This window comes from Halorubrum ezzemoulense (assembly GCF_004126515.1).
Classification (GTDB): domain Archaea; phylum Halobacteriota; class Halobacteria; order Halobacteriales; family Haloferacaceae; genus Halorubrum; species Halorubrum ezzemoulense.
Genome location: NZ_CP034940.1, coordinates 1,760,005 through 1,785,479 on the forward strand (window position 1 = coordinate 1,760,005; position 25,475 = coordinate 1,785,479).

The window sequence follows — 25,475 nt, forward strand, 5'->3', positions numbered from 1 at the left end:
CCGGGAAGAGAGCGTCCGGCCCCCTACGACCACTCGATCCGGTACACTTCGGTGTCGATGTCGCGCGCCTCGTCGGTGTGGTGATCAAACTGTGCGTCAATCCGGAACTCGGCCGCGAACGCGTGCGTCACCTCGCCGCCCTCGTCGGCGGCGAACGCCTCGACGAACTTCCGGCTACCGGCGTTGTGGACCGAGTAAGAGACTTCGGCGAGGTCGCTCGCGACCGCGAGGAACTCCCGATCTGCGTTGCGGTTTCCGTCCTGTGCGCCGAACGGCGGGTTCATGACGACGGTCGCGGGCTCGGAGACTGCGAGCGGCGGGCGGGTCGCGTCGCCACGAACCCAGTGGACCGGCGCGCTGGCGGCGACGCGGCGCTCGTTCCCTCGGGCGGTCGCGAGCGCGCCCCCGTCGAGTTCGAGGCCGACGACGCGGGCGGGGCCGCGAAGCGCCGCCGCCAGCGCGAGCATCCCCGTGCCGGCGCCGAGGTCGAGCACGGTCCGCCCCTCGACGTCGCCGTGGAGGTCCGCCAGGTGGACGACGTGGGCGGCCAGCTCCGGCGGCGTCGGGTACTGTTCGAGGGCGGCGTCGGGGCGCTCGAAGCCGGCGACGACGCCGAGCTTGGTCGCGAGCGAGCGCTTCGTCGCCATCGGTCAGGCGCCGCCGGCGTCCGCGCCCACCCGGACGAGTTCGACGCCCTCGCGGTCGGCCCGCTCGGCGAGCGCCGCGAGCGCCGTGCGGGCCTCTTCGCGGACTTCGCCGGTGACGCTGACCTCGATCCGGCCGGCGCCGAGGAACGCCGCGGCGCGGAGGAGCCCGCGCAGTCGGTCGACCTCGCGCTGTCGCTCGAGGGTGCTCTCGGCGTCGAACTCGGCTTCGGCGGCGACCGCGGCGGGCTGGTAGCCGCGGGCCGCGAGCCCCCGCTTGAGGTCGCGGAGGTGCTCGGGCGCGGTGCTGTCGAGGTCCGCCGCGTCGATGACGACGGGATCGACGTCGGCCGGGCGACAGCCGCGAAGCGTGCGTTCGACGCCGGGCGGGGAAGTCGTACTCATACACGCCTATTGGTATAGGTTATACAAAAATCTTCTTGAATGTTTAGGAGTAATAAACTTGGGCACCGGGGGTAAGACCGACGGAACTGGCGAGAGGTGGGCGTCAAACGACGCCCGAGGCTCGACCGGGGCTCCGTCCACGGTCACGTTTCGTGCGTCTCGGTGCGGGTGGTCGGGCGACGGTAGGGCAGCCAACGATGTGTATTCTGTTCGCTAATCTGCTATTGATCCCTCTCTAACGTCCGAAAACGCGATTTTACGTTGGTTCGAGAACCGTCAGGATCGATGATAGGGGTGGACAAGGCTTAAATGCGCGACTGACCAGAAACCTTTTAATGGAACGTCCGAGTCGCCAGCGGCAACAGGAGCGGGACACGGAGCAGGAAACGGACGAATCGACGGTCTCCTGTCCGGAGTGTGACTCGGAGAACATCGTCACCGACGCCGATCAAGAGCTCGTCTGCGAGGACTGCGGGCTCGTCTTGGACGAGCGGAACATCGACCGCGGGCCGGAGTGGCGCGCGTTCAACCACAACGAGCGGCAGTCGAAGTCCCGGGTCGGCGCGCCGATCACGGAGACGATGCACGATAAGGGGCTGACGACGACGATCGACTGGAAGGACAAGGACGCGTACGGGCGGTCGCTCTCCTCCGAGAAGCGCTCGCAGATGCACCGACTGCGGAAGTGGCAGGAGCGGATCCGGACCAAGGACGCGGGCGAGCGCAACCTCCAGTTCGCGCTCTCTGAGATCGACCGCATGGCGAGCGCGCTCGGCGTTCCCCGGTCGGTACGGGAGGTCGCCTCGGTCATCTATCGACGCGCGCTCAACGAGGACCTCATCCGCGGCCGCTCCATCGAGGGCGTCTCCACCGCCGCCCTCTACGCCGCCTGCCGGCAGGAGGGGATTCCCCGGAGCCTCGACGAGGTCGCAGACGTGTCGCGGGTTCCGCAGAAGGAGATCGGCCGGACGTACCGCTACATCTCCCAGGAGCTCGGCCTAGAGCTGAAGCCGGTCGATCCCAAACAGTTCGTCCCCCGGTTCGCGTCCGCGCTCCAGCTCTCCGAGGAGGTCCAGTCGAAGGCGACCGAGATCATCGATGTCTCAGCCGAGCAGGGGCTGCTCTCCGGGAAGTCCCCCACCGGTTTCGCGGCCGCCGCCATCTACGCCGCGTCGCTGCTCTGTAACGAGAAGAAGACCCAACGCGAGGTCGCCGACGTGGCGCAGGTCACCGAGGTCACCATCCGAAATCGGTACCAAGAGCAGATCGAAGCGATGGGCTTCCGTTAGGCGGTCGGCCGGTCGAGACCCCGGAGTTCGTCCCGTCTCGGGATCTGAACAGTTGGATCGGGTTTTTAATCGCTACCCGCTGTAGCGGGGAGTGTGATGTACTCGGATGTCCTCGTTCCGACCGACGGCAGCCCGGCGTCGGACGCCGCGATCGAACACGCGATCGACCTCGCAGACCGGTACGACGCTCGCCTCCACGCGCTGTACGTCGTCGACGGCGCGGCGTACTCCAGCCTGGAAGCGGGCGCGGAGATCGTCGTCGAGGCGCTCGAATCGGAGGGCGAGGAGGCGACGGGACGCGTGGCGGACGCCGCCGCGGACGCGGGCGTGGAGTGCGTCACCACCGTCGCGTCCGGCACCGCCTACCAGTCGATCCACGACTACGTCGACGAGAACGACATCGACGTGGTGGTGATGGGGACCCACGGCCGGAAGGGGCTCGACCGTTACCTGCTCGGGAGCGTCACCGAGCGGGTCGTCCGCACCTCGGACGTTCCGGTGTTGACCGTGCGACAGCCGGCGGATGAGTAGCCGCACGGCCTCGGGCGAACGGGGGTGACACCGATGCGCGACTGGCTCTCTCACCGCGTGGTCTCGTCGCCGGACGGGACCGCCCTCGTCCGCGCCGAGGACGGCGAGGCGTGGAGCTACACAGACCTCGACCGGCTCGTCGCCGAGACGGCGGGGCGACTCGTCGCGCACGGACTGGGCGAGGGCGACCGGGTCGGCGTGCTCACGCCCCCGTACGTGGGCACCGTCGGCCTCGTCCACGCGACGATGCGGATCGGCGCCACGTTCGTCCCGCTCGGCGAGGAGCTGACCGCCCGCGAGATCGCCGCGCGGATCGACCGGACCGACCTCGACGCCGTCGTCTGCGCCGAGCCGACCGAATCGACCGCGACCGCCGCGGTGTCCGAGATCGAGGGCGTCCCCGTTTACTCCGTGGACGACCCGGCGGACGCGGACGTAACTGGGATCCACGACGTCGATCCGGCGTCGCTCGATCCCCCGGAGTGGTCGTTCGAGGACCCGCTCTGCGTGCTGTTCACCTCGGGGACCACCGGCGAACCCAAGCCTGTCCCGCTGACCGCGGGCAACGTGTACAGCTCCGCGGTCGCCTCCGCGTTCCGCCTCGGGGTCGAGGCCGACGACCGCTGGCTGGTGTCGCTGTCGCTCCACCACATGGGCGGGCTCGCGCCGGTGTACCGGTCGGTGCTGTACGGGACGACCCTCGTGTTACGCGAGGGGTTCGACGCGGGCGGCACCGCCGACGACATCGACGCCTACGACGTGACCGGCGTCTCGCTCGTCCCGACGATGCTCCGGCGGATGCTCAACCGGCGGGGGACGCTGTCGGACTCGCTTCGGGTGGTCCTGCTCGGGGGCGCGCCAGCGCCGGCGGAGCTGTTGGAACGGTGCCGCGACTACTCGATCCCCGTTTACCCGACGTACGGAATGACGGAGGCCGCGTCGCAGATCACGACCGCGACGCCCAGACAGACCAGAGACCGGATCGGCACGGTGGGAAAACCCCTGTTCGGCACCGACGTGACCGTCGTCGACGGCGGCGACCCGGTCGACCCCGGCGAGACCGGCGAGATCGTCGTCAGCGGGCCGACGATCACTCCGGGGTACCTCGTCGAGGACGGCGGCGACCCGGACGCGGTCGACGGTGCGGGCGCGTCAACCGCCGATGCGGTCGAGGGGGGCGACGCGTCCTCCACCGGGTCGGTCGGCGTGAACGGGATCGAAACAGCGGACCTCGACCGCTCCGATTTCGGCCCGTACGGACTCCGAACCGGCGACGTCGGGCGGTTCGACGAGGACGGCTACCTCCACGTGCTCAACCGCGTCGACGACCGGATCATCAGCGGCGGCGAGAACGTCGAACCCGGGGAGGTCGCGGACGTGCTCCGGGAGTACGACGACGTCGACGACGTGGCGGTGGTCGGGCTCGACGACGAGGTGTGGGGCGAGCGCGTCGCCGCGCTCGTCGCCGTCGGCGACCAGTTCCGGTCGGCGGCCGCCGACCCGGCCGTCGACGACGCGGTCCCAGAGATCGATCCCTCGGTGACCGACGGGGAAGGCGACGGCGCGGACGGGGGCGACGCGGAGAGCGAGGCCGCGATGTCGGCCACCGGGGCCGGATCCGTCGGTCCCGCGCCGATCGACGAGGCGGCGTTCGTCGAGTTCGCCCGCGAGCGGTTGGCGCGGTTCAAGATCCCCAAGACGATCGCGTACACTGCGGAGCTGCCGCGGACGGTCTCGGGGACGGTCGACAGGGAGGCGACGCGCGCGCTCCTCCGCGAACACGGGGCGGACCCGCGCGGGAACCCCGACCTCGAGACCGCGGGGTTCGAGCCAGCCGACCCCGCGGAACCGCCCGCGGAGTCGGACGCGGCGGGGAACGAGTCGGACGCCGCGGAGCCTGACTCGGACGACCGGCCAGCGGGGGGCGGCGAGGCGGACGACGCTGCGGGAGGAGCGAACGACGCGGGCGCGCTCGAAGGCGGCACGGTGGCCGACGGAGAGCCTTCGTCGGATGCGACCGAGGGAGACGAGGTCGCGGCCGGATCGGAGGGAGTCACGCGACGCGACGCGGAGGTGGGCGGCGACGAGGACGGCGACGTGGAGACAAGCGGCGACGAGGACGGCGACGCGAGGGCGGGCGCTGACGGAGAACGTAGCGACACGGACGCGGTCGACGACGCGTGAACTCGCCCGGAGTTCTTCGTTGTTCCACGAAGGTTTTGTCCACGGGGTCCACAGGGTCGGTATGGAGTTGCTCGACGACAGCATCGTGCCGGAGCGCGCGCGAGACGTCAAACAGGAGGCCCGCGAGTTCGCCGACGAGTACATCGCACCGAACGCCGAGTCGTACTACGACACCGGCGAGTACCCGTGGGAGGTGCTCGAAGCCGGGATGGACGCCGGGCTCGTCGCGCAGGACATCGGCGAGGAGTACGGCGGGAAAGGGTTCGACCTCGCGCAGGTGCTCGCCATCGCGGAGGAGTTCTACCGCGCGGACGCGGGCATCGCGCTCACCCTCCAGCTCGCCAGCTTCGGCGCGGAGATGGTCGAGGACTACGGCACGGAGGAGCAGAAGGAGAAGTACCTCCGGCCGGTGGCCGAGAACGAACAGCTCTCGGGGCTCGCGGTGTCGGAGCCGCAGACCGGCTCCGACCTGGCGGGCATGACGACGAAGGCCGAGAAGGTCGAGGGGGGCTACGAGCTCACCGGCGAGAAGTACTGGGTCGGCAACGCGGTCGAGGCCGACTGGCTCACCGTCTACGCCAAGACTGGCGAGAGCGACGACCGTTACTCGAACTACACACTGTTCATCGTCGAGACGGACTCCGACGGCTACGAGGCCGAGCACATCCCCGAGAAGATGGGGATGCGCGCGTCGAAGCAGGGCCACATCGTCTTCGAGGACTGCTTCGTCCCCGAGGAGAACGTCGTCGGCAGCGAGGGCGGCGGGTTCTACGCCCTCGCGGACTTCTTCAACCACGGCCGCGTCATCGTCGGGGGCCACGGACTGGGCCTCGCGGCCGCGGCCATCGAGGAGGCCGAGGCGTTCATCGACGAGCGCGAGGCGTTCGGCCGCACCATCGACGACTTCCAGGCCGTCCAGCACACGGTCTCGGACATGCGGATCGGCTTCGAGTCGGCGCGCGCGCTCAACTGGCGCGCCTGCGAGAAGGTCGCGAACAGCGAGGACGCCGGCTACTGGGCCGCGCTGGCGAAGACCAAGTCCACCGAGGTCGCCACCGACTGCGCCGAGAAGGGGATGAAGCTCCACGGCGGCCGGTCGAACCTCACCGAGCGCCGGATCGCCCGCGTCTACCGCGACGTGCGCATCCCGGTGATCTACGAGGGCGCCAACGACATCCAGCGCAACCTCATCTACCGGCAGTCGCGCTAGGCGGCGTTCAGAGCGTCGCCGCCAGCCGGCGCAGCGCCTCGTCGCCCCCCGAGGCGAGCGGGTCGCCGTGCCCGACGCAGGCGACGTCGAACGCGGGGGCGCGCTCCGCGAGCGACCGGACGCTCGCCGCGACCGCGCCCGTGTCGTAGCTTATCACCCAGCCGGACTCCGTCAACTCGCCGTCGGACTCCGAGACGAGGTCGCCGAGCAGCGCGACGCCCAGTTCCTCGCTGACGTAGGCGACGTGGCCGGGCGTGTGGCCCGGCGTGTGGTACGCCGTGAACGAGCCGATCGCGTCGCCGTCGCGGACGCCGACGATTTCGAGTTCCGGGAGATCGGTGACGAGTCCGCCGAGCCGCTGTATCAGCCCTTTATGATTCCCGAGCGGGGGGGTCCGATAGCCCCGCAGCAGTTGCGCGTCGAAGCCGTAGGCGTGGACCGGCGCGTCGAGTTCCGGCGTCAGCGCCGCCAGCGTCCCGACGTGATCGAGGTCGTAGTGGGTGAGGAGGACGCGCCCGATCGCCGAGAGATCGACGCCGGCGTCGCCGAGGCCCTCTCGGATCGCGCCCTCGTCCCACGGCGTCCCGGCGTCGACGAGCGTCGGCACGTCGTCGAAGACGAGGTACGCGTTGACTCCGCCGCAGTCGAGTCGCCAGACGCCGTCCGCGATCTCCGTGGCCATGGCCGCGAGTAGGAGTCAGCGCGGTATGAACGCTGCCGTGGCGGAACCGACGGCGAGGGGACGGAACTCGCGCCGACGCTCTCGCGGGGTCGCCGTCGGCGACGCGAGCGACGAAAGCGCCAAGATGCCGGGGCCACACCACGGGGTATGCGACTCCAGGACTACTGGGGGATCGGGCCGAAGACGAGCGAGCGGCTCGCCGAGGCCCTCGGGACCGAGCGGGCGGTCGAGGCAATCGAGTCGGCCGACGTCCGCGCGCTCGTCGACGCCGGGCTCCACCGCGGCCGCGCGACCCGCATCCTCCGCCGGGCGAACGGGGAGGCCGGGATGGACGTGCTCGCGACTGGCGACGCGCGCTCGGTGTACGACGACCTCCTCGGGCTCGCGGCCGACGCGGCGCTGACCGCGCACGCGGCGGACCGCATTCGGGTGTTGACCCCGCTCCTCGACCGCGACGCCGTCGAGGCACGACTAGACCGGGTCGTCGCCGCCCGCGACGCGTGGACCGACCTCGACGAGGCGGACCGGGAGTCGGTCGCGGACGCGTTCGACGCGTACGACGAGGCCGCCGGCTCCGACCTGGCCGCGGTCGAGACCGCCGTCGCGCTCCGCGAGGCGGGGTTGACGGCGGGACCGTTCGCCGACATCGGCGCGCTGGACGGGGACCGCCTGCGCGACGCGGCCGACGCGCTCGCCGACGTCCGGGGGTCGATCGACCCCGCCGGCGGGCTCGACGGTGACGATATCGAGATCGCGGCGGGCGCGGACGCGGAGCTGGACCGGCTCCGCGAGCAGCTGTCCGCGGCGCGCGACCTCGCCGACTCCGCGTTCGACGTGCTGGAATCGGTCCGCGACGGGAGCCTCCGCGACTTCGAGGCGCTGGAGGCGGCGACGATCGACCACGTCGCGAGCGAGACGGGCGTCGAGCCCGCGACGGTCCGGGCCGCGTCGCCCGACGAGGCGCTCGACGCCGCCGACTTCGTCTCCGGGACGCTGCGGGACCTCGTCGTCGAACTCGAAGCGGCCGTCGAGGAGCGTGAGGCCGCCGTCGCGGCCGACATCCGCGAGCGGCTGGGCGACGAGTCCGCGGGGAGAGACGACGCGACCGCCGCCGGCGGCGACGGAGCGGACGACGGCGGCGACACCGCCGTCGCCCGCGCCGCGTCCGCCGTGTCGGACGCCGCCTTCCTGCTGTCGCTCGGGCGGTTCGCGGCGGAGAACGGGCACGTCCGCCCGACGCTCGTCGACGACGGCATCGCCGTGCGCGGCGCGCGGAACCCGTTCCTCGGGGGCGACGTCCAGCCGGTCTCGTACGGCGTCGGCTCGCACTCGCTCGCTGACGCGTCGGGCGTCGCGAGCGCCGACGCGCCGCCGACCGGCGACCGCGTGAGCGTCCTCACCGGGGCGAACTCCGGCGGGAAGACGACCCTCCTCGAAACGCTGTGCGCGGTGGCGCTGCTCGCATCGATGGGGCTGCCCGTGCCCGCCGACGCGGCCGAGGTCGGGACGTTCGACCGGATCGTCTTCCACCGCCGACACGCGTCGTTCAACACCGGCGTGCTGGAGTCGACGTTGAAGTCGGTCGTGCCGCCGCTGGTCGCGGACGGCCGGACGCTCATGCTCGTCGACGAGTTCGAGGCGATCACGGAGCCGGGCCGGGCCGCCGACCTGCTGAACGGGCTGGTGACGCTCACCGTCGACCGCGGCGCGCTCGGCGTCTACGTCACGCACCTCGCCGAGGACCTGAGTCCGCTGCCCGAGGCCGCACGGATCGACGGCATCTTCGCGGAGGGGCTGACGAACGACCTGGAGCTCCGCGTCGACTACCAGCCGCGGTTCGAGACGGTCGGGAAGTCCACGCCGGAGTTCATCGTCTCGCGGCTGGTCGCGAACGCGGGCGACCGCGGCGTCCGCGCCGGCTTCGAACACCTCGCGGGCGCGGTCGGCGAAGAGGCCGTCCAGCGAACGCTCTCGGACGCCGAGTGGGCGGCGAACGATGACTGAAGAGTCGGCGGACGACGCGGCCGGTCCCGACCGGATCCGGTCGATCGCGGTCCACCGCGAGGACGTGGCGAACGCGCTCGAGGCCACGCTCCGGAGCGACCGCGAGGTCGTCCTCCGCGCGACGCCGCCGTTCTCCGGGCGGATGCGCGCACGGCTCCACGCGCTCGACGCCGGCGGGAATGGAGGCCATAACGGGAACGGTGGTTCCGACGACGCACCCGCGCCGCTCCACATCGACCCCAGGGACCTCGTCGCGGACGTGCCCCCGTACCCCGAAGTCGACGACACGGCCGCCGAACTCCCTGACGCCGACCTCGAAACGCGTCGCGAGCGACACGCCGAGAGCGTCGAGGCGTGGCGCGAGACCGTGCGCGAGCGCGTCGGTTCGACGGTCGAGATCGAGGTCGACGGCGGGGTCCGCAGCGTCGACGTGAACGCGCTCGGGTGAGCCGAGCCGGAGACCGGAACCGCCCGACCTAGAGCCGAAGCCGTTCCACCGACGTGCCGGCCGCCTCGAACGCCTCGTCCGTCGCGGCCGCGACCACGACGGTGTCCGCGTCGGTCGCGGCGTCGAGGTCGACCTCGAAGGCACCGTCGTCGTCGGGCGTCACGAGCCGCGAGGTCTTTCGGGTGTGGACGGCGACGGACTCGGCGTCCGTCTCGCCCGCGACGACGACCGCGTCCTCGACGAACTCGGCCGTGGCGGTCAGGTCGGGGCCTGCGGGGCGGTCGCGCTCGACGTACCGATCCCGGACGACCGCCGGCGTCTCGACCGGTTCGTCCGCGTCGACGCCGTGCGCCAACCGGACGAAGCCGGCCATCGACCACGCGAGGGGGGTCGCCCCCCCGGTGCCCTCGCCGAACTCCCAGCCGTACTTCGTCGGGTGTTCGCGGTCCCACACCTGCTCGGGGAGCATCAGCCCGGAGTTGCCGAACCCGGCCATCGTCTCGAGCAGGGCCTCGGGTTCGAGCGCATCCTCGTCGGTCCCGCCGAAGGCGTCGGGGCCGTCGGCGCGGGCGCGCAGCTCGTACTCGCCGCGCTCGCCGGTGAAGATCGGCCAGAGACGCCCGCGGCCGTCGCCGGTCCCGGCCCACGGCGCGCCGGGGTCACCGACCGCGATCTCGCCGTACGCGTCGCCGACGTAGCGGTACCAGGCGGCGCCGTGCGGCGTGTCCACCCGGATCGAGTCGTCGACGACCGAGACGGAGTTGCGGACGACCGGGTCGTCGGCGGGCTTGATCCCCAGCCGGACGAGTTCGAGGAAGCCGCCGTCGATTATCTCCCGCTCGTCGTACGTCGGCCCGTCGTTGGCGATGGTGCGCGGTCGGCCGGAGTCGGGGTTCCCGTCGGCCGTGATCCGGATGTAGTACGGGGTCCGATCGTGGCGGTCGGTCCCCGTCGAGGTCGCGCACCACTCCTCGACGCGCGCGGTCCAGTCGTCGGCGAGCGCGAGCCACGCCAGCGCGTCCGCGCGGAGGGAGTCGGGCGATTCGGCGCCGTCGCCGTCCGCCTCCTCGCGCCGGTCGGCCTCGGCGAGCGCGAGCGCCGCGCCGCAGACGAGGCCCGCTATCTCGGCCGCGATGCTCGACGGCGAGTAGCCGGCCTCCTCCTCCCAGCGCTCCTGTGCCGTCTCGGGGCCGTTCTCGGCGATGTAATCGAGCGAGCGGGCGACCTGGTCGTACGTGTAGCCGGCGTCGTCGAGCGTCACGCCGCGCTCGTACAGCTGCCACGCCATCACCGAGGGGAACCCGATGTTGTCCATCTGCTCGCCGCCCCACCGGGTCCGGCCGTCGATGTAGGTGTTCTGCGGGAGGAACCCGTCGTCGTCCTGCTGGGTGTTGTAGAGGTAGGCCAAGGCGTCCGCGCCGCGTTCGAGCTCGTCCATCTCGATCAGGGCCGTGAACACCTGATAGAGGTCGCGCGACCAGACGAAGTTGTAGCCGTAGCCGCGGTTCTCGGCGGCGTACTCGGTCTCGCCCCACGGCACCGACGGGCTGGCGATCCCCGCGCCGTCGTGGGCCTTGTCCTCGACGGCCGCCAGCGTCATCAGCGCGAACCGATACTGCGCCGCGAGGCCGGGGTCGCCGGCGACCGAGTCGGGAAGCTCACGGTCGGCGAGCCACGCGCGCCACGTCTGCGCGTACGCCGCCGCGGCGTCGTCGAACCCGCGAGCGAGCGCGCCCTCCGCCTCGCCGAGCGCGCCCGCCGTGTCCGAGTCCTCGGCGAACCCGAGCGCGACCGTGTCTCGCAGCGACTCGCCGCTGCCGACGAGACCGGCGAGCACGACGTTGCCGACCGCCTCGGGCGATTCCTCGACGCGCTCGCCGTCGCCGAACAGCGCGTCGGTGGCGTCGCCGTCGGCCGCGAGCGCGCTCGCCCAGTCGAACCCGTCGCCGCTCGCCAGCGCGAGCGCGGGGGCGAACGGCTCGCCCTCGTCGTCGACGAGCTTCCCGGGGTCGCGGTCCGGGTCGTCCTTGCGCGCGAGGAGGTGCGCCCCCGCGTCGCCCGCGACCCGCTCGGCGCGGTCGTCGGTGCCGACGTTCGCGATGGTGGCGTCGACGAGAGCGTACACGTCGTACTCGCGGGACCCCTCGAACCGGACGTCGGCGAGGATCGCGGTGCCGTCGGTGTCGACCGCGTACTCGACGGTGAGCGTCCAGCCGTGGCCGTGGCCGTCGCCGGTCTCGCGGATCGTCTGGACGTACGCCAGCGCGTCGTCGGCCGCCGGCTCGGTCGTCCGCTCGATCGTCTCCGTCGCCGAGACGTGGCCCGTCTCGGCGAAGGTCCGTATCGCGTACTCGGAGTCGGGGTCGGCCACGAGGAAGTCGAACGTCCGGACGTTCATCACGTCGATCCGGGGGAACCGCGCCTCGGTGAGGGCCCCCTCGGTGAGCGTGAACCACACCGGGACCGGATCGTCGGCGTCGTAGTCGGCGGGCGTACCGACGCCGAACTTGCGGCCCGTGGTCCAGTGCGGCGCCGCCTCCGGGCCGGTCTCGCGGTCGTGCGGGACCGGGAGTTCGCCGCGGCTCGCCAGCGTCACCGTGGCGTCGATGCGGAGCGCGTGGGACCACGCGATCGGCGTCGCGCTGTCGAGGTCCCCGTCGTCGAACACCTGCTCCGCGAACAGCCCGGCCTCGTTGACGAAGGGACCGTCCGGCTCGCAGAGGGCGTAGAGGTCGCGCGCGTCGGCGAACAGCGGCTCCGCGGTCCCGCCGCGGTCCTCGACGACGCCCGCGAGCGTCGCCGCCGCGGTCGCGCCCCACAGCGTCGCGATCGACCACACCTTCGCGGCGCCCTGCTCGGCGGTGCGCCAGTCGTCGCCGGTGAACCGCACGAGCCCCTCCACGGCGGACGTCTCGCGCCGGAGCGCGTCGATCGACTGCCGGACGTGGGTGTTGACGCGGTCGAGGAAGCGGTCGAACTCGCTCGCCGCGACAGTGTCGACCGAGCCGGAGCCGTCGGTGGCCGCGGCGTCGTCGGGCGCGTCGTCGTCGGCCGCCGGCGTCTCGTCGAGCAGGGCGGCGTACTCGGCGGCCGCGGTCGCGAGCGCGAAGGTGCTGGCGTCGGCGCGGCTGTCTTGGTCCTCCTCGCTCGCGCGCTGGAGGAACCGCTCCGTGTCGGGGTTCCAGCGCGCGTCGAGCCCGGAGAGCGCGGTGTCAGCGGCGTCGGCCGCGTCGGCCCGGAGTGCCTCGTCGACCGGCGCGCGCGCCACCGCGGCGAACGCCCGGAGGTACTCGGCGCCGGTGTGGGTGAACCGGCCGAGCGCGTTCTCCCAGCAGTTCTGACAGCGGCGGGGGAGCCCGTCGTCCTCGGTCGTCTCGAAGAGGAAGTCGACGGCGTCGGCGATCGTCTCGTCGATCCGGTCGCGCCACTCTTCGGGGAGGTCGGCCTCGCGGCGGAGGGTCGCGAGGAACGCGACGACCGTGGCGGGCTGGTCGAGCTGATCGTTCGGGCCGGGGGTCGCGTTCGCGCCCTCGATCCGGGCGTTCGCCCAGCCGGGGGCCACCTTCCCGGAGTCGGCCCACACGCGGTGGGGCCACGAGCCGTCGGCGTCCTGCGTCCGACAGAAGAAGCTCGCGGCCGCGAGCAGCTCCTCGTCGGCGTCGAGGCCGAGCTCCTCGCTCGCGTCGAGCAGCGCGGTCGAGACGGTCGCCTCGTCACGGAACCACGTGTAGCCGTAGCCGCCGGAGGTGGAGTAAAACGGGTCGAACTCGGGGGCGGCGATCCGGCCCCCGGACTCCGCGGTGAGCAGGTCGAGCGCGCGGAGGTCGCTCGCGATCACCGACCGTCGCGGGGCGTCGGCGGGCACGTCCGGTCCGCGCCCGTCCGCGGCCTCGCGGAGGTCGTCCGCGTCGGGGTACGCGGTGGCGATGTTCGAGACCGTCTCGATGCGGCGCTGGCGGTCGACCCCGTCGGTGAGCGCGTCCTTCGCGTCGTCGCCGGTGTCGCGGGCGGCCCGGCGGTCGACGACCGCTCGCCCGGCGAGCGTGACGCGCTCCGTGCGGCCGTCGCGCTCGAAGGGGGCGCGGACGACCACGTCGGGAGTGAGCCGCGAGTCCTCTCGTCGGTCGATCTCACCGCGGTGCGGGAAGCCGTCGTCGGCCTCGCCGAGCAGCTCCGGAATCGTCCGCAGGCGCTGGCCGTGGGCGTTCGAGAGCCCGGTCGAGGCGGTGAGGAAGTCGTGCTCGGTGCGGTGGTACACCTCGACGACGCCGCCGTCCTCGGGGCCGGCCCCGTCGTGGACCATGTTACCGACGCGACCCTCGACCATGTCGGGCGAGAACGCGTAGGCGGCCACGATCTCCGCGTCGGCGGGGGGCGAGCCGCGGAGCTCGACGTGCGTGAGGTGGGTGTCGCTCACGACGAGGTCGAACTGGTGGATGGTGTAGCGGCCGGCGTCGTACTCGGTCTCGACGAGCGGGGTGTCGCCGTCGTAGTGCTGGCGGGTCGTCTCGAGGTCGTCGAACCAGCGGACGCCGCGCCCGGCGGTGATCCCCATCCGGAGCCGGTCCGCGCCGCCGACTTCGGAGAGGGAGTACGAACAGTCGTGGACGGTCCCGTCCGGCCCCACGTGGACCAGTCGGCCGTCGTCGCCGGTGAACGCGCCGGCGGTCATCGAGTGTTCCGCCGGGTAGCGCTCCCCGCGCCGACGTTCGTGCTCCGTAAGGGCGGTACGCAGTCGCATACCCGCTCTGCGACTGCCGGAGTAAAAGCCTTGACGACCGCGGCCGGTATCCGAACGGACGCTGCGCGGCGCAGATCTCACCGAAACAAGAGCAACACCGAAGGCCCCGGGCGTTAATTGGCGTCACATGCACCACCCCGGACCCCCGCGCTTCCTCGCGACCGGCGAGCAGACCGAACTGGCTCCGCGAGACCCGAACCCCGACGCGACGTACGCCTGGCGCGTCGCCGACGCCCCGCCCGGCAGCGAGGCGACCGTCGGCGACGACGCCGTAACGGCGTTCACGCCCGACGTTCCGGGCCGTTACCTGCTCGGGCTCGACGCGCCGGACGGCGACCACCTGCTCACGGTCCGCGCGTTCCCCGCGAGCTACGAGGGCGTCGACGTCGCCGGCGGCAGCGGGACCGCGATACGGGACCGCGACGCGGACGACGCGCCGGTGGACTACGCCGCGCGGGAGCGGCACGAGGGCGTGGGTCGGCCGCGGGTCAGGGTGGACGCGAGCGTCGCGTTCGGCGACGACGCCGAGTCGACCGGCGGCGAGACCGGAGGGGAGGAGGCACGCGCGGGCATCGGAGAGGCGGTGTTCACCGCGACGCCGACGCCGAACCCGGAGTCCGCGTTCGACGCCGACGACCTCTCGGTGACCTTCGTCGTCGACGACCGGGACGTCGAGACCGCGGTGGCCGACGGCCGCACGAGCCCGCGAGACGCGCTCCGGGTGAGCAACGGCGGCCGCGAACTCCGCGTCCCCCTCGACGCGGTTCCTGACCGCCTCCGCGTTCACGCCGTCGCGGTCGCGCGGGACTCGGGAGAGGATCCGCGCGTGAGCGTCGCCGACGCGGCCGCGGTCGAGCGCGCCGGGGACGGTCCGCCGGGAGCGACCGACGCCGGCGGCGAGGCCGTTCTGACCCCTGACGCGCCCGACTTCGAGACGCTCCGACTCAACGACCCGCCGGCGTGGACTCGCAGCGCCTCCGTCTACGAGGTGTTCGTCCGCACCTTCGCGGACGCCGACGAGGGCGCGGCGTTCGACGCCATCGCGGAGCGGATCCCCCGGATCGCGGAGCTCGGCGCCGACACGCTCTGGCTCACGCCGGTCCTCGGGCACGACGGGAAGCCACACGGCTACAACATCGTCGACTTCTTCGACACCGCCGACGACCTCGGCGAGCGCGAGGACTTCGAAGCGCTCGTCGAGACGGCCCACGACCACGGGATGCGCGTGCTGTTCGACTTCGTCGCCAACCACACGGCCCGCGACCACGAGTGGTTCCGCGACGCCTACCAGAATCCGGAGTCGCCGTACCGCGACCGCTACGAGTGGCAGGAGTCCGGCGAGCCGGGGACCTACTTCGACTGGGAGCTTATCGCGAACCTGAACCACGCGAACCTCGACGTGCGGCGGTTCCTCCTCGACGTGATCGACGAGTGGGCCCCGCTGGTCGACGGGTTCCGCTGCGACATGGCGTGGGCGGTCCCGGACTCGTTCTGGCGCGAACTCCGCGACCGCGTGAAGGACATCGACCGCGAGTTCCTCCTGATGGACGAGACGATCCCGTACATCCCCGGCTTCCACGAGGGGATGTTCGACGTCCACTTCGACGCGACGCTGTACTTCCAGCTCCGCCAGGTCGGTCGCGGCGCGGAACCCGCTTCGAGCGTCCTCGACGCGGTCGACCAGCGCGCGGAGATCGGGTTCCCCGACCACGCCGAGTTCCTCCAGTACATCGAGAACCACGACGAGACGCGCTACCGCGTCGAGTGCGGCGACGCCGCCGCGGCGGCCGCGGGCGCGGCGATCATGACGCTGCCCGGCGTCCCGATGGTGTACGCCGGCCAGGAGATCGGTCAGCGCGGCCGGCGCGACGCGATCGCGTGGGACCACGCGCGCGAGGAGGTCCGCGACCGCTACGAGCGACTGCTCGCGACCCGACGGGACCACCCGGCGCTCGGGCCGGAGGGCGACGTGTCGCGCGTCGGCTACCACGTCGCGAGCGGCGACCTCTCCGAGCGGCCGATCGTCGCGAGCGGCGACGTCCACCCGGACGACGTGGTCGCGTTCCGCCGGCACGACGGCGACGAGGACCTGATCGCCGTTCTCAACTTCGCGCCCGCGGACGCGAGCGTCGCGATCGATGTCGCTCACGGCGAGCGCGACCTGGTCACGGGCGAGCGGTGCGTGGTCGAAGACGGCGAGGGCACCGAGCGGGTCCGCGTCGACGACGTGGCGGTGGTGCCGGTCGCAGAGGAGTGAACGGCGGGCCGGAGAGTGGCCGTCCGGTCGCGGACGAGTGAGCGGCCAGTCGTGACGATCTCCGCCGCCGCGACGCGATCCCCGGACGCAACGTTTGAAGTCAGTGGGGGGCGCAGGGTGGCCTATGCGATTCGACCGCTCCGACGGCGTCTTCTGTCACGTCACCTCGCTACCGGGGGCGTACGGGATCGGCGACCTCGGCGAGGGCGCGCGCGACTTCCTCTCGTTCCTCGGCGACGCCGACGTCGACCACTGGCAGATCTGTCCGATCGGGCCGACGCTCTCCGTGGCCGGGGAGTCGCCGTACCAGTCGCCGTCCGCGTTCGCCGGCAACCCGCTGTTCGTCGACCCCGAGGGGCTCGTCGACGACGGCTGGCTCGACGAGGGGGACCTGCGGCCGGTCCCCGACTTCCCGACCGACCGCGTCGACTACGAGGCGGTCCGCGAGTACAAGCTCCCGCTGTTGCGGACCGCGTTCGAGCAGTTCGAGGAGCGGGCGACCAAGGAGGACCGCGCCGCGCTGGGCGCGTTTCGCGAGCGCGAGCCGTGGCTGGCCGACTACGCGCTGTTCAGGGCGCTCTCCGACGCCCGCCCTGAGGACGTGTGGACGGAGTGGCCGGCGCCGCTGCGCACGCGAGACCCGGACGCGCTGGCCGAGGCGCGCGAGGAACACGCCGCGGAGGTCCGGTTCCGCGCGTTCGTCCAGTGGACGTTCGACCGCCAGTGGCACGAACTGCGCGCGGTCGCCGCCGATGAGGGCGTATCGATCGTCGGCGACGTGCCCATCTACGTCGCACTCGACTCCGCCGACGTGTGGGCGAGCCCGGAGGCGTTCCGGCTCGACGAGGGGAACCGTCCGACTGCGGTCGCGGGCGTGCCGCCGAACGCCGGCGATTCCGGCCAACGGTGGGGGAACCCGCTGTACGACTGGGAGCGGCTCGCCGAGTCGGGGTACGACTGGTGGCTCGACCGGTTCCGTCGGCTGTTCGACCTCGCGGACGTGGCGCGGCTCGACCACTTCCTCGGCTTCGTGAAGTACTGGGCGATCCCCGCCGACAGCGACGACCCCGCGGACGGCGAGTGGCGCGACGGGCCGGGCCGCGACCTGTTCGAGGCCGTCGAGCGCGAGCTCGGCGCGGCTCCGTTCATCGCCGAGGACCTCGGCTTCGAGGACCCGGCGATGGACGAGCTGATGGCCGAGTTCGGCTTCCCGGGGATGCGCGTCCCGCAGTACGCCGACTGGTGCGCGGAGGGGAACGAGTACCAGCCGATGCACTACGGCGAGGGGGTCGTCGGCTACACCTCGACGCACGACACCGACACGTGGGCCGGCTACTTCGAGGACCTCCCCGCCGAGCAGCGCGACTGCTTCCGGTACAACGTCGGGAGCGACCCCGACGAGCCGCCCGAGTGGGCGATCATCGACGAGGTGTGGAGTTCGGACGCGATCCTCGCCGTGGCGACGATTCAGGACCTGCTCGGGCTCGGCAGCGAGTCCCGGTTCAACGAGCCCGGGACGCTGGACGGCAACTGGGAGTGGCGCGTCGCCCGCGACGACCTCGACGACGCGATCGCGGACCGGCTGTGGGAGCTGGCCGGGAAGCACGTGCGCTAGCGCCGTGACGGGCGCCCTCCCCGACTCGCCACTCGTCCACGTCCTCGTGATCGCCGCGGCGACCGCGTTCATCTGGCTCGGGAGCGGCTGGTTGGAGGAGGCCGCCGAGACGCTGTCCGGGTACTACGGGCTCCCGGAGGTGGTTCAAGGGTCGATCGTCGTCGCGGTCGGATCGAGCTTCCCGGAGCTCGTGAGCGTGCTGGTCACCGCTCTCACCGGCGTCTTCGACATGGGCGTGGGCGCGCTCGTCGGGTCGGCCATCTTCAACGTTCTCGTGATTCCCGCGGCCGCCGGACTCGGAGGCGAGGACGAGCTGGAAGCCAACCGGGCGATCGTGTACAAGGAGGCGCAGTTCTACATGCTGGCGGTCTCCGCGCTGGTCGTGACGTTCGCGCTCGCGGTCATCTACTTCCCGGTGTCGACGGACCCGATCGTCGGGACGTTGCCGCGCTCGCTCGCGGTCATCCCGCTCGCGCTGTACGGTCTCTACCTCTTCATCCAGTATCAGGACGTCGACGACGCGGCGATAGACCGCGTCCGTGAGGGGATCGACATTCGGCGCGAGTGGGCGAAGCTCGGCGGCGGGCTCGCGGTCATCGTCGTCACCGTCGAGCGGCTCGTGGCGTCGGTGGAGTCGCTCGGCGTCACTTTCGGAGTCCCGGAGTTCCTCGCCGGCGTCACGGTCGTCGCGGCAGCGACGAGCCTCCCGGACACGCTGGTCAGCGTCCGGACGGCGCGCGAGAACCGGGGGACGACGAGCCTCGGAAACGTCCTCGGATCGAACACGTTCGACCTGCTCGTCGCTATCCCGCTCGGCGTGCTGATCGTCGGCGAGGTCGCCGTCAACTTCTCGACGGCGGTGCCGATGCTCGGCGTGTTGACGGTCGCGACCGTCCTGCTGTTCGTGACGCTCCGGACGAGCCTCGCGCTCAACGAGCGCGAGTCGTACGCGCTGCTCGCGGCCTACGGGCTGTTCGTCGCGTGGGTCGTCGCCGAGAGCGTCGGCGTGACGAGCGTGCTCAAGGGCGTGTGAGTCCTCCGGCGGGATCGGCGCCGGGAACCACTCGTCGGCCCCGGTGCGTGAGACGGCGGCTCAGTAGGAGTCCCGCCCGATGATGAGGTACAGCAGGATCCCGAGAAGCGGCGCGAAGAACACGACGAGCGCCCACAGGATCGGCGGGTGCTCGCTGCGGCTCTGCGCGTCAGAGTACGTCCACACGATCATCGCGAGGTGGACGACGAGGAACCCGAGACTGACTAAGAGGGCGATACCGGCCGCCGCGCCTTGGAGGAGCAACGGGGACATGTCGGCTGACACCACGACGCCGCGCGCAAAGTGTCTTCGGGATCGGAAGGCGCTCCCGGCGAAACGGCTATGGGTGACGGATGTGAACGGTACGCATGGTCGGTGTCGTGCGCGCAGCGGGTGCCACGACCGAGCTCTGCTGCGGCCTCGCGCTGCTCGCGCTGTCGCGGACCGACACCGAGGGGGTTCCGGCGGCACCGTTCGCGACCGGCTTCGCGGTCGGCTACCTCTACCGTCACGCGCGGGCGACCGCGGGCTGTCGGCGGTTCCGCGGCGGCCCGGCACGAAGCCTCGGGATCGCGCTGGCGTGGGCGGCGCTCGGCGTCGCCGCCGAGCGGTCGATCGACGGGAAGGCGGCGAGCCGCGCGTTCGCGGCCGGACTCGGGCTGGGCTCGGCCGGCTACTGGCTCGCGCGGCGCGGGGAGTGAAGGCCACTCGGGAGGTGACCGCCCAGACACCCGCCTCGACGCGACCGCCGGAGCCCGAACCGTTTTGATCGCGGAGCGCCCGGCTCAGGTATGACGCTCCCAGTCGACGCGGACCGGCTCCGCGCGGACATCGAGGCGAATGCGGCGTTCGGCCGCGTCGAAACGGGCGATCCGGACGCGCACGCGCGAACGAATCGCACTGGATCCGAGGCGAACCGTCGCGCCAGGGACCGGCTGGTCGAACGGCTTCGAGCCGCCGGTCTCGACGTCGCGGTCGACGCGGTCGGAAACGTCCTCGGGACGTGGGTCCCGGCGAGCGCCGATCCCGAGGCGGCTCCGGTCGTTTCGGGGAGCCACCTCGACAGCGTGCCGGAGGGCGGGATCTTCGACGGCCCGCTCGGGGTGTACGCCGCGTTGGAGGCGGTCCGCGCGATGCGTGACGCAGGGGCCGAGCCGGACCGACCGGTCGCCGTCGTCAGCTTCACCGAGGAGGAGGGAGGCAGCTTCGGCAACGGGCTCCTCGGTTCGTCAGTCGCGACCAGCGAGACGGCGCTCGACGACGCGCTCGCGCTGTCGAACGCTGGCGGAGAGACGCTCGGCGAGGCGCTCGACCGGATCGGCTACCGCGGGGGCGACGCCGTCGACGCCGCCACGCCGACCGACGACGACGGCGACCCGACGACGCTCGATCCCGCGTCGTGGGCGGCGTTCTACGAGCTCCACATCGAGCAGGACACGACGCTGGAGGAAGCGGGCGCGGCGGTCGGTGTCGTGACGACGATCACCGGGATCACCCATTGCGAGGCAGCGATCGAAGGCGAGGCGAACCACGCGGGCGCGACCCCGATGGACGAGCGGACCGACGCGCTCGCGGCCGCGAGCGAGTTCGTGTTGGACGTCGAAGCCGCCGCGAACGAGGTCGTGGCGTCCTCGTCGCCCTCGGCGGTGGGCACCGTCGGGTCGCTGTCGGTCGCGCCGAACGCGACGAACGTGGTTCCCGGCCGCGTCGAGGCCGGCGTGGATATCCGCGACGTCGAGGCCGGATCCATGGAGGCGATCGTCGAGGCCGCGCGCGACTCGCTCGCGCGGCTGGAGCGCGAGCGGGGCGTCGAGACCGCGTTCGAGCGACCGTTCGACGTTGCGCCCACGCCGATGAGCGACCGGCTCCGCGGGGCCGCACACGGCGCCGCCGACGCCGCCGGGCGGGAGGCGATCGACCTCCACTCGGGCGCGGCGCACGACGCGATGCGGGTCGCGCGCGTCACGGACGCGTCGCTGCTGTTCGCTCCGTCCCGCGACGGGATTTCGCACAACCCCCGAGAGTGGACCGACTGGGACGACTGCGCCGCGGCGACCGAGGTGCTGGCGGGCGCGCTCGCGCGCGCCGCGGTCGACGAGCGGTGACGGTCGACGGTGCGAGCGAGGTCGGCGCTGTACCCGGTGGCCTCTCAGGCACACGGACCTCGGGTGGGGCGCCGACCGGCCCCTTGAGTCGAGGACCGGCCTCGCTGCGTGGGGGCGGTCACTGAGAGTGAAGTATAAATACGGTCGCACGACTCCGCTCCGGGACATCACCGATCGCGGATAGGACGAGGTCGAGGTCACATATCCGCGTACACCGACGTATGAAGCCGCTTCCGGTCGCAACGCCGCGCTCAATTATAGATATATTTATATACTTTTGCGACTAACTATACGTTAACGAGCTGGCGATTCGCGGACCTCGCTGTATTTTCGTCGGGGGATCGTCGGAGCACACCCATGACAGAGACACATACCTACAGCGACGGCGGCACGGAACGGGAAGGACGGGCGGACTCCGCGGACGCGTCCGCGGGCGGCGAGCGCACGCGAACGAGGGCGTCGGAGTTGGCGGCCGTCGCGGAGCCGACGGAGAGCGAGCGCGAGCCCACCACGACCTGCCCCGAGTGCGGCGGTCGGCTCGCGACCGACACGGAGCACGGCGAGACGGTGTGTGACGACTGCGGGCTCGTCGTCGAGGCGGACTCGGTCGACCGCGGGCCGGAGTGGCGCGCGTTCAACTCGAACGAGCGAGACAGCAAGTCGCGGGTCGGCGCTCCGACGACGAACATGATGCACGACAAGGGGCTCTCGACGAACATCGGCTGGCAGGATAAGGACGCCTACGGCAAGTCGCTCTCGGGCCGGCAGCGACGCCGCATGCAGCGGCTGCGGACGTGGAACGAGCGGTTCCGCACCCGCGACTCCAAGGAGCGCAACCTCAAGCAGGCGCTCGGCGAGATCGACCGCATGGCCAGCGCCCTCGGCCTCCCCGACAACGTCCGCGAGACCGCGAGCGTCATCTACCGCCGCGCGCTCGACGAGGACCTGCTTCCCGGCCGCTCCATCGAGGGCGTCGCGACGGCCTCGCTGTACGCCGCAGCCCGGCAGGTGGGGAACCCGCGGAGCCTCGACGAGTTCACGACGGTCTCCCGTGTCGAGAAGATGGAGCTCACGCGGACGTACCGGTACGTCATCCGCGAGCTCGGACTGCGCGTCCAGCCGGCGGACCCGACGAGCTACGTCCCGCGGTTCGTCTCGCGGCTCGGCCTCTCGGAGGAGACGGAGCGGCGCGCACGCGAACTGCTCGACGACGCCGCGAACGCCGGGATCACGAGCGGTAAGTCGCCGGTCGGACTGGCCGCCGCCGCCGTCTACGCCGCCGCGCTCCTGTCGAACGAGAAGGTGACGCAGAGTCAGGTCTCGGAGGTCGCCGACATCAGCGAGGTCACCATCCGGAATCGATACAAGGAGCTCCTCGACGCGAGCGGCGCCGCGAGCGCCTGAGGCGCCGTCAGGAACTCGGTTCGATGTCGGTCTCGTCGGGCTCGACACTCGACCCCCGATCGCCACCCACGTTTTTAACGCGGCCGACTGTACAGGGTGACATGGTTGATGCGTTCGTCAGACTCGTCTGTCCGGAGTGCGGCAAGGAGTGGCAGGACAACCCGGCCGAGCTTCAGGACCTGCGGTCTAACTTCAGTTGTCCGGCGTGTCACGCGACGCGGCGCCTGACCGAGTTCATGCGAACCGAGCGCGACCTCGAAGCCGTCAGACAGTTCCAGTAGCGCCGTGCCGGGTCGCGGGCTCGACCACCCCTGAGACCGGAGCCCCGACCGCACACGGTCGGCGTCTCGCGAACGACTTTTTGATCGTCGTCGACCTCGGGTAGCGACGGATCGCGGGAAACGATCCTGAACGATCTATCGAGAACCCACTTCTCCGCGTTGCTACTCGCGAAATACGCGGATAGTGTGGTAACGTTACTCAAGATAATAATATAAACCTCCGGTAGCAAAGGACTGGTACTCATGAAGAAGCAGGAGCTCATCCATCTTCACGGTCTCCTCGCGGAGGTACGAAAACAGTGCGAGTTCTGGGACGACGACGTTGACCTCGAAGCCTACGAGGAACTGGGCGTGAAACCGACGTCGATCCACAAATCGAAGACCGACCACAAGGCGGCCGTTTTCAAGCTGACAGAGGGAATCACTGAGCCGATGGAGTCGTCCGAATCGGAGCCGCTGGCCCCGACGGCCGACTGAGACGTTTACCGCGTACCGCTCCTCGCCGACCGCACCAAACGCCGACCAGCGTCGCGGCCGCTCCCGTCGAGAGCCGGCAGCACGGAGGCGACCGGCTCAGAACTCCTCATGCTCCTCGCCGCCGCTGAGTGCCGATCCGTCGCTGCGGCTCGACTCCTCGTCGCCCGACGCTGACTTCCCTGTCGCGGTCGACGCGTCGTCGGCGCGGTCGCTCTCTTCGGGACCGATCTCGGTGACGGTAAGGACCTTCAGCGGGATGTTGCGGAGTCGCTTCCCGATCTCCTTTCGCGCGACGCGGCTGGCGTGTTCGCCGCGGTCGACGTTGAACACGTCCATCCGGAGCTCCAAGGCGACGAGCGCCTCGTCGGCCGCGACGAACGCCGGATCGAGCGGTTCGCCGCTCGGCGACGTCCGGGTCCCGGTGTCGATCTCGACGTAGTTGAGGTCCGGGTTGAGCATCTCACCGGTCTTCGAGATGGCGATCCGGACCGCCTCGTCGGCGGTCTCCACGTCGTACACCGGGACCGCGGCCTCGACGACGACTCGACAGTCCATCACGATTGTGCGTACCACGCGAACGAGTATCAAACTTCGGCCGCGCCGGACTCCGGGCGCCGCGCCGGTCACTCGCCGCCGGCGCGGAGGTAGTAGAACACGTACGTCTGGGCGTAGCCGGCGAACTCGCCCCCGAAGCGCTCGCGGATCGCGCGGGAGGTCGCAGCGTAGCTCCCGCGGTCGCAGTCGGGGTAATACTCCTCGATGGTGGTGCGGATCCACGTGTCCAACGGCACCGCCTCCAGGAATCCCAGCGAGAACAGCAGTACGCAGTCGGCGACCTTGTCACCGACGCCGACGAACCGCGTGAGCGACTCGCGGGCCTCTTCGTAGGGGAGATCGGCCGCTTCCGAGAGGTCGGCCTCGCCCGTCGCGACCATCTCCGCGGTCCGCTGGACGTACGGCGCGCGGTAGCCCAAGGAGAGATCACGGAGTTCGTCCTCCGTCCGCGCCGCCAGCTGCTCGGGCGTCGGGAACGCCCGATACGTCTCGTCGTCGAGTCGAACTGCGTCCCCGTACGTCTCTCGGAGCCGGCGCTGCATCCCGTGGATCCGGGCAACCCGCATCTGGGCCGAACAGATGAACGAGATCAGACACGGGAAGACCGGGTCGCGGGTCAGTCGCATTCCCTCGTAGGCGTCGTACGCGCGCTCCAGCAGGGGCAGATCTGGCGTGGCGTCGAGGATCGCGTTGAGGTCGTCGTCGAGCCGGAGCAGGTGCGTCAACAGCGGCTCAACGTCCGTCGACGCCTCCCAGCGGAGGGTGCCGTCGTGGACGCCTCCCTCCTGTCGGACCCGCACCGCGACGCGCTCGTCGGTCACCCCGGGGATCGGATCGACGACGGTCTCGTACCACGCGTCGCCGCCGTGCGCGTGAAGTTCGTCATACGTGTCGCCGTCGGACCGGTTCCAGAGGTAACTCTGGCCGCTTTCGAGGGTCGCCTGAAGGTCGAACGGTCCAGCCAGATCGCCGACGTCGATCGCCCCGCGTTCCATCGTATTCGATCAGCGCGCGCGCAGGCATGCGAGTTTCGGTCGCGGCCCGCCGTGGACGGCTTTTTGTCCGACCGCACCGTACCGGACGTATGCCGACGTACAGGCGGACGATTCGGGTGCCCGCTCCGGTCGAAGACGTGTGGGCATTCCACTCCACGGTCGACGGACTGCGCGAACTCACCCCCGACTGGATGCGCCTCCACATCGACGGCGTGGAGGGACCGGACGGCGAGTCCGATCCGGGGGTTCTCGTCGCCGGATCGGCGATCGAGATGTCGGTCCGACCGTTCGGAGCGGGCCCGCGTCAGCGGTGGACTTCGCGCATCGTCGAGCGCGACCCCGACGGGGAGACCCCACCCGAGCGCTCCGCGCGGTTCGTCGACGAGATGGAGGACGGACCGTTCCGACGGTGGCAGCACACCCACGCGTTCTACGCCGACGGGGACGAGACCCTGCTCGTCGATACGGTCGCGTATCGACTGCCGCTCGGCCCGCTCGGCGACTTCGTCGGACCCGCGGCGAAAATCGGGTTCGAGGGCATGTTCCGAGACCGTCACCGGCGCACCGTCGACCGGTTCTCCGACGCATAACGGCGTCACGGAGCCGCCGCCGACA

General features: G+C 71.2%; 22 protein-coding genes. 15 read left to right on the forward strand and 7 right to left on the reverse strand.

Going from position 1 to position 25,475, the window contains the following annotated elements; translation table 11 throughout:
* Positions 1 to 23: 23 nt before the first annotated feature.
* Positions 24 to 647 (reverse strand): METTL5 family protein, encoded by a 624-nt coding sequence (locus EO776_RS08775; protein WP_049929329.1) that lies wholly within the window; start codon positions 645 to 647, stop codon positions 24 to 26.
* Positions 648 to 650: 3 nt separating this feature from the next.
* Positions 651 to 1,049 (reverse strand): apurinic/apyrimidinic endonuclease family protein, encoded by a 399-nt coding sequence (locus tag EO776_RS08780; protein WP_086219128.1) that lies wholly within the window; start codon positions 1,047 to 1,049, stop codon positions 651 to 653.
* 335 nt (positions 1,050 to 1,384) lie between these two features.
* Here EO776_RS08780 and EO776_RS08785 point away from each other — a divergent pair, with 335 nt between their 5' ends.
* From EO776_RS08785 to EO776_RS08800, 4 genes are all read left to right on the forward strand, one after another.
* Complete coding sequence (locus tag EO776_RS08785) at positions 1,385 to 2,338, forward strand: transcription initiation factor IIB (protein WP_006113981.1); 954 nt, start codon at positions 1,385 to 1,387, stop codon at positions 2,336 to 2,338.
* 96 nt (positions 2,339 to 2,434) lie between these two features.
* Positions 2,435 to 2,869, forward strand: coding sequence for a universal stress protein (locus EO776_RS08790; RefSeq protein WP_049930070.1), 435 nt, complete (start codon positions 2,435 to 2,437; stop codon positions 2,867 to 2,869).
* 33 nt (positions 2,870 to 2,902) lie between these two features.
* Positions 2,903 to 5,053, forward strand: coding sequence for an AMP-binding protein (locus EO776_RS08795; protein ID WP_094521361.1), 2,151 nt, complete (start codon positions 2,903 to 2,905; stop codon positions 5,051 to 5,053).
* Between the two features lie 61 nt (positions 5,054 to 5,114).
* A complete protein-coding gene (locus EO776_RS08800) occupies positions 5,115 to 6,263 on the forward strand; it encodes an acyl-CoA dehydrogenase family protein (protein WP_049929326.1) in 1,149 nt (382 codons plus the stop codon).
* Positions 6,264 to 6,270: 7 nt separating this feature from the next.
* Here EO776_RS08800 and EO776_RS08805 read toward each other — a convergent pair whose 3' ends face one another.
* Positions 6,271 to 6,945 (reverse strand): MBL fold metallo-hydrolase, encoded by a 675-nt coding sequence (locus EO776_RS08805; RefSeq protein ID WP_049929325.1) that lies wholly within the window; start codon positions 6,943 to 6,945, stop codon positions 6,271 to 6,273.
* A gap of 147 nt (positions 6,946 to 7,092) precedes the next feature.
* On the opposite strand from EO776_RS08805, the gene EO776_RS08810 reads away from it, so the two are divergent.
* Positions 7,093 to 8,949 carry a MutS-related protein gene (locus EO776_RS08810; protein WP_129452389.1) on the forward strand — a complete coding sequence of 619 codons (1,857 nt, stop codon included), beginning with the start codon at positions 7,093 to 7,095 and terminating at the stop codon, positions 8,947 to 8,949.
* Positions 8,942 to 9,397 (forward strand): hypothetical protein, encoded by a 456-nt coding sequence (locus EO776_RS08815; protein WP_049929323.1) that lies wholly within the window; start codon positions 8,942 to 8,944, stop codon positions 9,395 to 9,397. The genes EO776_RS08810 and EO776_RS08815 overlap by 8 nt, the downstream gene beginning before the upstream one ends.
* A 28-nt stretch (positions 9,398 to 9,425) precedes the next feature.
* Here EO776_RS08815 and EO776_RS08820 read toward each other — a convergent pair whose 3' ends face one another.
* Positions 9,426 to 14,138: a glycoside hydrolase family 15 protein gene (locus EO776_RS08820; protein ID WP_179235198.1), complete on the reverse strand. Its 4,713-nt coding sequence runs from the start codon at positions 14,136 to 14,138 to the stop codon at positions 9,426 to 9,428.
* A gap of 127 nt (positions 14,139 to 14,265) precedes the next feature.
* On the opposite strand from EO776_RS08820, the gene malA reads away from it, so the two are divergent.
* The 3 genes from malA to EO776_RS08835 all read left to right on the forward strand — a co-directional run bounded on the left by malA (position 14,266) and on the right by EO776_RS08835 (position 19,043).
* Positions 14,266 to 16,395, forward strand: a complete 2,130-nt coding sequence (malA, locus tag EO776_RS08825; protein ID WP_129452390.1) for an alpha-amylase MalA — start codon at positions 14,266 to 14,268, stop codon at positions 16,393 to 16,395.
* Positions 16,396 to 16,519: 124 nt separating this feature from the next.
* Positions 16,520 to 18,010 carry a 4-alpha-glucanotransferase gene (malQ, locus tag EO776_RS08830; protein WP_129452391.1) on the forward strand — a complete coding sequence of 497 codons (1,491 nt, stop codon included), beginning with the start codon at positions 16,520 to 16,522 and terminating at the stop codon, positions 18,008 to 18,010.
* Positions 18,011 to 18,014: 4 nt separating this feature from the next.
* Entirely contained in the window at positions 18,015 to 19,043 is a 1,029-nt protein-coding gene (locus EO776_RS08835; RefSeq protein WP_089307541.1) for a sodium:calcium antiporter, read from the forward strand.
* Between the two features lie 60 nt (positions 19,044 to 19,103).
* Here EO776_RS08835 and EO776_RS08840 read toward each other — a convergent pair whose 3' ends face one another.
* A complete protein-coding gene (locus EO776_RS08840) occupies positions 19,104 to 19,316 on the reverse strand; it encodes a PLDc N-terminal domain-containing protein (RefSeq protein WP_049929318.1) in 213 nt (70 codons plus the stop codon).
* A gap of 95 nt (positions 19,317 to 19,411) precedes the next feature.
* On the opposite strand from EO776_RS08840, the gene EO776_RS08845 reads away from it, so the two are divergent.
* The 5 genes from EO776_RS08845 (at position 19,412) to EO776_RS08865 (ending at position 23,310) form a co-directional block, all read left to right on the forward strand.
* Positions 19,412 to 19,744: a hypothetical protein gene (locus EO776_RS08845; RefSeq protein ID WP_049929317.1), complete on the forward strand. Its 333-nt coding sequence runs from the start codon at positions 19,412 to 19,414 to the stop codon at positions 19,742 to 19,744.
* 90 nt (positions 19,745 to 19,834) lie between these two features.
* Positions 19,835 to 21,148 carry a Zn-dependent hydrolase gene (locus EO776_RS08850; RefSeq protein ID WP_086216560.1) on the forward strand — a complete coding sequence of 438 codons (1,314 nt, stop codon included), beginning with the start codon at positions 19,835 to 19,837 and terminating at the stop codon, positions 21,146 to 21,148.
* A 357-nt stretch (positions 21,149 to 21,505) separates the two neighbouring features.
* On the forward strand, positions 21,506 to 22,552 hold the full coding sequence (locus EO776_RS08855; protein WP_129452392.1) for a transcription initiation factor IIB: 1,047 nt from the start codon (positions 21,506 to 21,508) through the stop codon (positions 22,550 to 22,552).
* A gap of 101 nt (positions 22,553 to 22,653) precedes the next feature.
* Complete coding sequence (locus EO776_RS08860) at positions 22,654 to 22,833, forward strand: DUF7836 family putative zinc-binding protein (RefSeq protein WP_049929314.1); 180 nt, start codon at positions 22,654 to 22,656, stop codon at positions 22,831 to 22,833.
* Positions 22,834 to 23,076: 243 nt separating this feature from the next.
* Positions 23,077 to 23,310, forward strand: coding sequence for a UPF0058 family protein (locus EO776_RS08865; RefSeq protein ID WP_004598519.1), 234 nt, complete (start codon positions 23,077 to 23,079; stop codon positions 23,308 to 23,310).
* 96 nt (positions 23,311 to 23,406) lie between these two features.
* Here EO776_RS08865 and EO776_RS08870 read toward each other — a convergent pair whose 3' ends face one another.
* Positions 23,407 to 23,865, reverse strand: a complete 459-nt coding sequence (locus EO776_RS08870; protein WP_086216559.1) for a DUF555 domain-containing protein — start codon at positions 23,863 to 23,865, stop codon at positions 23,407 to 23,409.
* A 68-nt stretch (positions 23,866 to 23,933) separates the two neighbouring features.
* Positions 23,934 to 24,860 (reverse strand): DNA-3-methyladenine glycosylase family protein, encoded by a 927-nt coding sequence (locus EO776_RS08875; RefSeq protein ID WP_049929312.1) that lies wholly within the window; start codon positions 24,858 to 24,860, stop codon positions 23,934 to 23,936.
* A gap of 89 nt (positions 24,861 to 24,949) precedes the next feature.
* Between EO776_RS08875 and EO776_RS08880 the strand changes: the two genes are divergently transcribed.
* Positions 24,950 to 25,450 (forward strand): SRPBCC family protein, encoded by a 501-nt coding sequence (locus EO776_RS08880; protein ID WP_049929311.1) that lies wholly within the window; start codon positions 24,950 to 24,952, stop codon positions 25,448 to 25,450.
* Positions 25,451 to 25,475: the final 25 nt, after the last annotated feature.